Source organism: Arenibacter flavimaris, assembly GCF_030291335.1.
Lineage (GTDB): Bacteria > Bacteroidota > Bacteroidia > Flavobacteriales > Flavobacteriaceae > Arenibacter.
Genome location: NZ_JASWIM010000039.1, coordinates 44199 through 50290, shown reverse-complemented (window position 1 = coordinate 50290; position 6092 = coordinate 44199). Strand labels below are relative to the sequence as shown.

The window sequence follows — 6092 nt, the reverse complement described above, 5'->3', positions numbered from 1 at the left end:
TGTTTTATCGTTATTTTAAACTTTGAATTCCGCCCATAGCGGATAATGGTCCGATATGAGCCAAGAAAGGCTGTTTTTGGTCAATCCACGATTTTGAAGTGCTATTGGAACAAAATCATAGTTACCACCGTTCAGGAATTCCATTGAAAGCTTTGGCCCGTTCGGCGGGCCATCGAACCAAGCAATTTGATCATAGTACTTGGTTTGGTCAAAAATCGATCTCGTCACTTCCTTTTTCTGAAGCTGAGGGGGCACGTATAATCCTTCCGATAAGAACGTTTTGTCCAAAAGATCCCCGCGTTCATCTATATTGAAATCTCCCAGGGCAATCAGGTCATGATGATAGGCATTCATGTCATTCGCCCAGCTTGATAACCATTTCGCGATTCCCTTTAACTCTTGGATACGGCTTTTTGGACTGTCACCGTATAAAATATGCAAGGTCACCAAAATAAAAGTGTGCTTACCAGATTGAAAACTTACAGCGTAAGGAGATCGAACGAACTGTTTCGCCATTGCGCCATCATCGATGTCGTCCTCCCATTCTTCCGGGACAACCAATTCTCCGGCAAGTCCAGACATTTGGACTCTTCTGGTGTCGAACAGGTAGGCCATGCGCTCCCCGTTACCAACCTTGCCCTTGTTAACATCCGTAAGTATTAAGGACCAATTATGGCCAAGTATTTTGAGTGTATCCCGTAAGGCCCTGATATTGTCCTTGACCTCTTGGACCGCGATCACATCGAACCTTTTGATAATCTCGGCAATGCAGAGAATGGAATGAAGATCACGCTTGGGAGTATCATTTTCATCCGAATCCCATTTTCGGGTCAAATTACCGAAGGCTCGAATATTCCATGAGGCGATCAATAAATTTTGGTCAAGTTTTTTTGGTGGAATCTTTGATTCCAGATCTGATCGTAATAGATCAAGATTTTCTAAGACCTCAATGGGCGGAATGTCGGTTATGGAGTTCATTATTTAAATTTAAGCTATTTTCACGCTTATCACTCAGCTAATCATTGCAAACTCCTTAATATTTGAAAATCCATTATTTGAACTTTATTATGGTTGGATTATAATTTTAGAAAGGCATAATTTTAATAGATTTATTTTAATTTACCCATTTCAGAAGAACTCGAAACGGTCTTTGCCCTTCCTTTAACCATGGTCTCGGAGACAAATACAATCTGACCTTTTTTATTAACAAATTTTTCTGACCGAAGGAGCCTAAAATGACCCTTTCTAAAATGTGGCCTTTTTGAGAGTTTTGAACCTTCACTTTCTTTGATTTTGTCAGATAACTGTAATGAAAAATTCCTTGCTGACAAATCTTCACTTCTTTCCAACAAATTCTTTGGAACTCCATCATCAACACATTCAGGGAAGCAACTCATGTAAGCTATTGTATTGATTACAAGTCTAAAAATTTTTGAGTGGATTAATGAAATTTCATCATTTTTATTGTTAACATCAACATAAAACTTATCTGACATTTTCCCCCCATTTTCTCCAAGTGAATAGTATAGTTCAAGGCTACCATCTTCTTCAATACTTAATGAAAAGGCATATCCCTCAGATTCATATGGGACGTGCAAAGCAAATTGATATACTACATGATTAATCTGTTTGTTAGAATATAAATGAAATACACTTCGGTTTTGACCATTTTCGTAAAGGAAGCGTTTGATTCCATCCAAATCGGACAAAGTTGTACTTTCCAGGAAGTCCCGTAATTCTTTGTCAACGAAGAAAATATGTAGCAACTCTCCTTTAGAATCGACTCTCCACAATTCCCAACCTGATACTATCAACTGTTTCGAGGCATGCGTTTCGTGGGCAGTTACTGGGCTGTTTAAAATGTTATTTCTCAGCACCTCAAATATTTGGTCATCTGTAAAACTTGGAGTGAACTGCTTTTGCTTCCTATAAAGGTTATCCCAAAAATGCTTAAGAGGTCTGCTGTAATATACTTTTCTGGCCATGTCGATTTTCTTGGAAGAGTTAAGCAATTATCTATTACTTTTTTTGGATATGTAAAATGCTTCCTTAAATACCCAAATTGGAATTATATCCTTTATTTAAACTTTGATCTTAGTTATTTACTTAGTAATTATTGGTTATGGTGTTTTTCAATGGTTTAAGGGCATTTATACAAACGTCAATGATTCCATTCATGGCATGGAATACGCTTTTAGAACCATTGAAATTAATGAGTGAGTTCATTTTATCCAACTTTAAGCTTTCTCCTCCCTTAATATCTTCAATATGTATTCCTCCATATTTATTTGCGCAAATCTTTATAACATCTAAGACAGTAAATTGTTTTTCGTTATGGGATAGTAATTGGTATTTAAAAAAATCATCTTTGCTTAAAAATTCAACAAAATTTGATGATTTATCAGGCGATATAAATACCATGGCACTGAGATTATTCCATTTAGTTCCATCCGAATCAATATGGGCAAAATCCAACTTATATCGTTTTACGACTTTGAATTTAATTTTTAGTTTATATTTCCTATTTACTTGAGCAACCAGTGGATTAGAATCAACTAGTAATTGTCTGATTAATCCAGATGCTTTCAAAAAATCGTACTCAGTCTTTCTATTAAATCTTTCTTCTAGTTCAATAACAGTATTAACAAATAGCTTTTCTTTTTCTGTCATATAATCAATTCTGAAAATCGTTTATTTAGACCTTGACCGGTTATAATTATCAATTAATGCTTCCGACACGATTTGGGCCTTTTCATCGCTTAAACTATCAAAAGTAATTTTTTGAGTGGTTGTAAATTCTTTTAGCAGCTTACCAACATCCTCAGCGGTCAGAAAACCATTCTCGCATAAGTTGCTCAATATATCGCTATATCTATGTGACCTAAAACCATCTTCTAACATATCCTTTATTTAAACTTTACTTTTTATAAATATGGTTTGCCAAAACAGAATTCGTTTTCATAAAATACTTTTTAATCAAATCAATGAAGGACGTTAAAAATAAAATCTCTTCAATATAAATTGTTTGATTTAATAATTTCACCCCAGATTTCCTTTCGATAAATTTACCTAAATCAGTATCAATTTTTTTTAGAGTACCCGTATTATGAGCTATGGCATTTCTAAGTATCTGGTATTTTTTAATCTCAGACCACTCTGTGTTTGAATTTTCAAGGTTAACACCTACTACCTTGGTCAAATAGTTCCGACATAATTCAATGTCACTTCCTCCAGCCAAATCTTTGACGCGAAGGGAGCTCCCTATTCTATTTCCAACAATCATACATAACTCTTGGTAGTGAGATTCGAACATAGAATATATAACCAGAAAAATAGAATTATTCAATAGCTTGGGGAATTCCCCATAATTTAATACCTCATTTTCGTAAATATCATAGGCATCAGGAACATTTAAATCATGTCCGTACTTTTTTTCCCATTCCTCAAATTTTGTTTTAATCTCGTCTCCTTTCCTCCTTATCATAACTTCGGATTCTTCTAGATAAGAAATAATAGGGTCAAACTTGAAATCCAACATAACTTCATCGGCATGAAAAAGCCATAGTTTAGAATCCCCCATCTTATTTATTCGTGCCATCGTTTATTTGAACTTCCTTAAAGTTAATTATTTTGAAAAAAATAAAGTTCTAAAATAGGGAAGCTTACATTTAATTAGACTTTGGTTTTAATTGTTTTGAAAAATCAACATTGGGATACATATAAGTACCTCCAGAGCATTTTCCTTTACTACAATTAATTACTTCTGCAAACGTTCCTTTTTCATTCCAAGCATAAAGATATCCTTCACCCTCTTTTAATGTTCCTTTATCTTGAATTTGCCCTTTTGAATTATAATTTGATAATACAGTCCAGGGAAGTCCATCTTTATAAATGCGTTTAGACCATAATTTTCCATTTGGATAATAAAACGTATATTCTCCATTAAATTTTGGAGCCAATTCTAGTGTTTCAACAATTTGAAATGAAGGTACTATAGCGGCGAAATTCCCTGGGGTATTTGAGGCTAAATTTCCGTGAACTAGACCTATTACAGTTGGAGCTATTCCTACTTTCTCGCCTTGAATATTCATTTGTTTATCGATTTTACGAATTTCTAATACGGGGCCACCACTAAACCCTCCAATACTTGGGTCGTCAGTTAGAATGAATGGATTAATAACACCATTGTCAAATCGGTTAAAATATACAATATCACTTGCACTACGGGTATTTCGAGTAATTGGGCTAATGGATAAAGGAGTAACGCCTAAACCCAAAGGATAACCCATAATAGTTAGGTCATTAAAACGATTTGGTGCTTTGATAGATTCTTCTAAATATTCGTAATTAAACATAGCTATATCTTTAACCACATTATCATATATTCCTAAATGTAAAATAGCTACGTCTGCGGTAGGGTGTCTAACCCAATTCAATTTTTTTAAATGATGTTTAGTTGGTGTTAAATCTTGAATTGTAATTTCCTTTTTTTGTCCATCAGTTCCTAAATATTTTATTTTGCTTGTGCTTTTTAAGAACCTGGCAACATGTTCTGCAGTAATTAAATAAACATCAATACCCCTGAGTAGAAAAAAACCTGTCCCCAACGCAGGAACTTTCTTTTCAAGAATTTTTTCGGTCCATGGTTTGCGATACAAAACCTCATATTGTTCACCGTTTATTTGTACAGTCTCTATAGCTTCATCAGATAAATACAAAATAGTGCTGAAATAGTCTCTTAATTCATCATCATTATTAGAGTATTGAGAAAATACACTCTGATAGGAGATAAGCACAACGATTATAGTAATATATTTTTTCATTGAGTATCGTTTATTTAGACTTTATGTTTCAGGATTACTTCACCCCAATTTAGATTTTTTTATTTGCAAGCATGCCTAAGGGTTTGGGCTCTGGAAAATCGCATGGGACTTCAATTTCCTGTTCGGGCAATAATCCACCACCAATTTTATCAATCCTTGTACATTCTTCCTCTTTTGTGCAACCAACTAATGCTAGAATAACAAAGCTTATTATGCCTTGAGCAACCTTATATCTCATGTTCTTGATAATCCTTTATTTGAACTTATAATTCTAGTCTTTAGTTTTTACCAAATCCTCAGGGTTAGTCTTTTTATAACCGAATTTTAAGGTTTCAAGATTTTTCAAAGTATCTGGAAATTGTTCTGTTAATTCCAATATTCTTGATGCTCTTAAAATTAGAAAATCGTATTTGTCTTCAGAAAGTACCTTACCCTCTTTTTGTAATTCCATAAGGGTATTACAAAAGCCATCAAACAAAGCTTCTACCTCCGTTATATTAACAATTAAGTTGGTCAATTGTATTTGCTCTAGCTTTGTTAAATAAAGAAGATGCTCCACGCTAATACTTTTTAAGTCATGCAATTCGTCCTTTGTATAATATGGTGCCTGGTCGACTATGGAGCCTACTGATAAAAGGTTTTTGGTATATTTATCTAGCCAAGCTCTACTACTCTTTATTTGTATCAATTGTATATTAACTAGGGTAACTATGAATGATTTTAATCTATCTCTTAAAACATAGTAGGTAACTAATTTAATAAGTCCCCATGAGAGGAAAGCTCCAACTGCTGCACCTATAATAGTACCAATCAGTGTATTTTCAATTACATCCATCGTTTAATTATACTTTATATTTCGGTATTACACCACCCCAATTTAGGAATCCTTTATTTAAACTTTGTTTTTTCAATTTCGCCTTATAACTAAGTCTACAAGCTTCTCAAACATTTCCTTTTTCACTTCTATTTCACTGTTACCGAATTGGTCTGGCTTTCTATTAGCAATTACATCTCCCAAAAAAAATTCATTATTTTCTCTTTCGACTTTAACTACAAAAATACAATGTCCTGACCAACTCCTATGAAAGAAAATTGATTCATTAATCGTGTAGACAAACCATTTGTCATCCATGTCAGATGGCTTAATTCCCTTTTCTAACTTAGAGTATTCATCGAATAATAACTTCCGACCAGAAAAAAAACTTTCTTTTTCATCGGGCATTGGCTCATGTCTCCAGTCACAAGGTTTTGTCATCGTTTATTTGAACT

General features: G+C 33.9%; 9 protein-coding genes. All 9 read right to left on the bottom strand.

Going from position 1 to position 6092, the window contains the following annotated elements:
• Nucleotides 1-15: 15 nt before the first annotated feature.
• A complete protein-coding gene (locus QSE00_RS21655) occupies nt 16-978 on the bottom strand; it encodes an endonuclease/exonuclease/phosphatase family protein (RefSeq protein WP_286107487.1) in 963 nt (320 codons plus the stop codon).
• A gap of 131 nt (nt 979-1109) precedes the next feature.
• Complete coding sequence (locus tag QSE00_RS21650; protein ID WP_286107486.1) at nt 1110-1985, bottom strand: hypothetical protein; 876 nt, start codon at nt 1983-1985, stop codon at nt 1110-1112.
• Between the two features lie 121 nt (nt 1986-2106).
• Complete coding sequence (locus QSE00_RS21645) at nt 2107-2670, bottom strand: hypothetical protein (RefSeq protein ID WP_286107485.1); 564 nt, start codon at nt 2668-2670, stop codon at nt 2107-2109.
• Nucleotides 2671-2691: 21 nt separating this feature from the next.
• Nucleotides 2692-2901: a hypothetical protein gene (locus tag QSE00_RS21640; RefSeq protein ID WP_286107484.1), complete on the bottom strand. Its 210-nt coding sequence runs from the start codon at nt 2899-2901 to the stop codon at nt 2692-2694.
• 16 nt (nt 2902-2917) lie between these two features.
• Nucleotides 2918-3598: a hypothetical protein gene (locus QSE00_RS21635; protein ID WP_286107483.1), complete on the bottom strand. Its 681-nt coding sequence runs from the start codon at nt 3596-3598 to the stop codon at nt 2918-2920.
• A gap of 70 nt (nt 3599-3668) precedes the next feature.
• Nucleotides 3669-4823: a hypothetical protein gene (locus QSE00_RS21630; protein WP_286107482.1), complete on the bottom strand. Its 1155-nt coding sequence runs from the start codon at nt 4821-4823 to the stop codon at nt 3669-3671.
• Between the two features lie 49 nt (nt 4824-4872).
• Nucleotides 4873-5061 (bottom strand): hypothetical protein, encoded by a 189-nt coding sequence (locus tag QSE00_RS21625; RefSeq protein WP_286107481.1) that lies wholly within the window; start codon nt 5059-5061, stop codon nt 4873-4875.
• Nucleotides 5062-5094: 33 nt separating this feature from the next.
• Nucleotides 5095-5658 (bottom strand): hypothetical protein, encoded by a 564-nt coding sequence (locus tag QSE00_RS21620; protein ID WP_286107480.1) that lies wholly within the window; start codon nt 5656-5658, stop codon nt 5095-5097.
• A gap of 72 nt (nt 5659-5730) precedes the next feature.
• Entirely contained in the window at nt 5731-6078 is a 348-nt protein-coding gene (locus QSE00_RS21615; protein WP_286107479.1) for a hypothetical protein, read from the bottom strand.
• Nucleotides 6079-6092: the final 14 nt, after the last annotated feature.

Excerpts from the sequence above, each read along its gene's own strand:
- QSE00_RS21625 (WP_286107481.1), bottom strand. The coding sequence starts at position 5,061 with ATGAGATATAAGGTTGCTCAAGGCATAATAAGCTTTGTTATTCTAGCA.
- QSE00_RS21620 (WP_286107480.1), bottom strand. The coding sequence starts at position 5,658 with ATGGATGTAATTGAAAATACACTGATTGGTACTATTATAGGTGCAGCA.
- QSE00_RS21630 (WP_286107482.1), bottom strand. The coding sequence starts at position 4,823 with ATGAAAAAATATATTACTATAATCGTTGTGCTTATCTCCTATCAGAGT.
- QSE00_RS21645 (WP_286107485.1), bottom strand. The coding sequence starts at position 2,670 with ATGACAGAAAAAGAAAAGCTATTTGTTAATACTGTTATTGAACTAGAA.
- QSE00_RS21640 (WP_286107484.1), bottom strand. The coding sequence starts at position 2,901 with ATGTTAGAAGATGGTTTTAGGTCACATAGATATAGCGATATATTGAGC.
- QSE00_RS21650 (WP_286107486.1), bottom strand. The coding sequence starts at position 1,985 with ATGGCCAGAAAAGTATATTACAGCAGACCTCTTAAGCATTTTTGGGAT.
- QSE00_RS21635 (WP_286107483.1), bottom strand. The coding sequence starts at position 3,598 with ATGGCACGAATAAATAAGATGGGGGATTCTAAACTATGGCTTTTTCAT.
- QSE00_RS21615 (WP_286107479.1), bottom strand. The coding sequence starts at position 6,078 with ATGACAAAACCTTGTGACTGGAGACATGAGCCAATGCCCGATGAAAAA.
- QSE00_RS21655 (WP_286107487.1), bottom strand. The coding sequence starts at position 978 with ATGAACTCCATAACCGACATTCCGCCCATTGAGGTCTTAGAAAATCTT.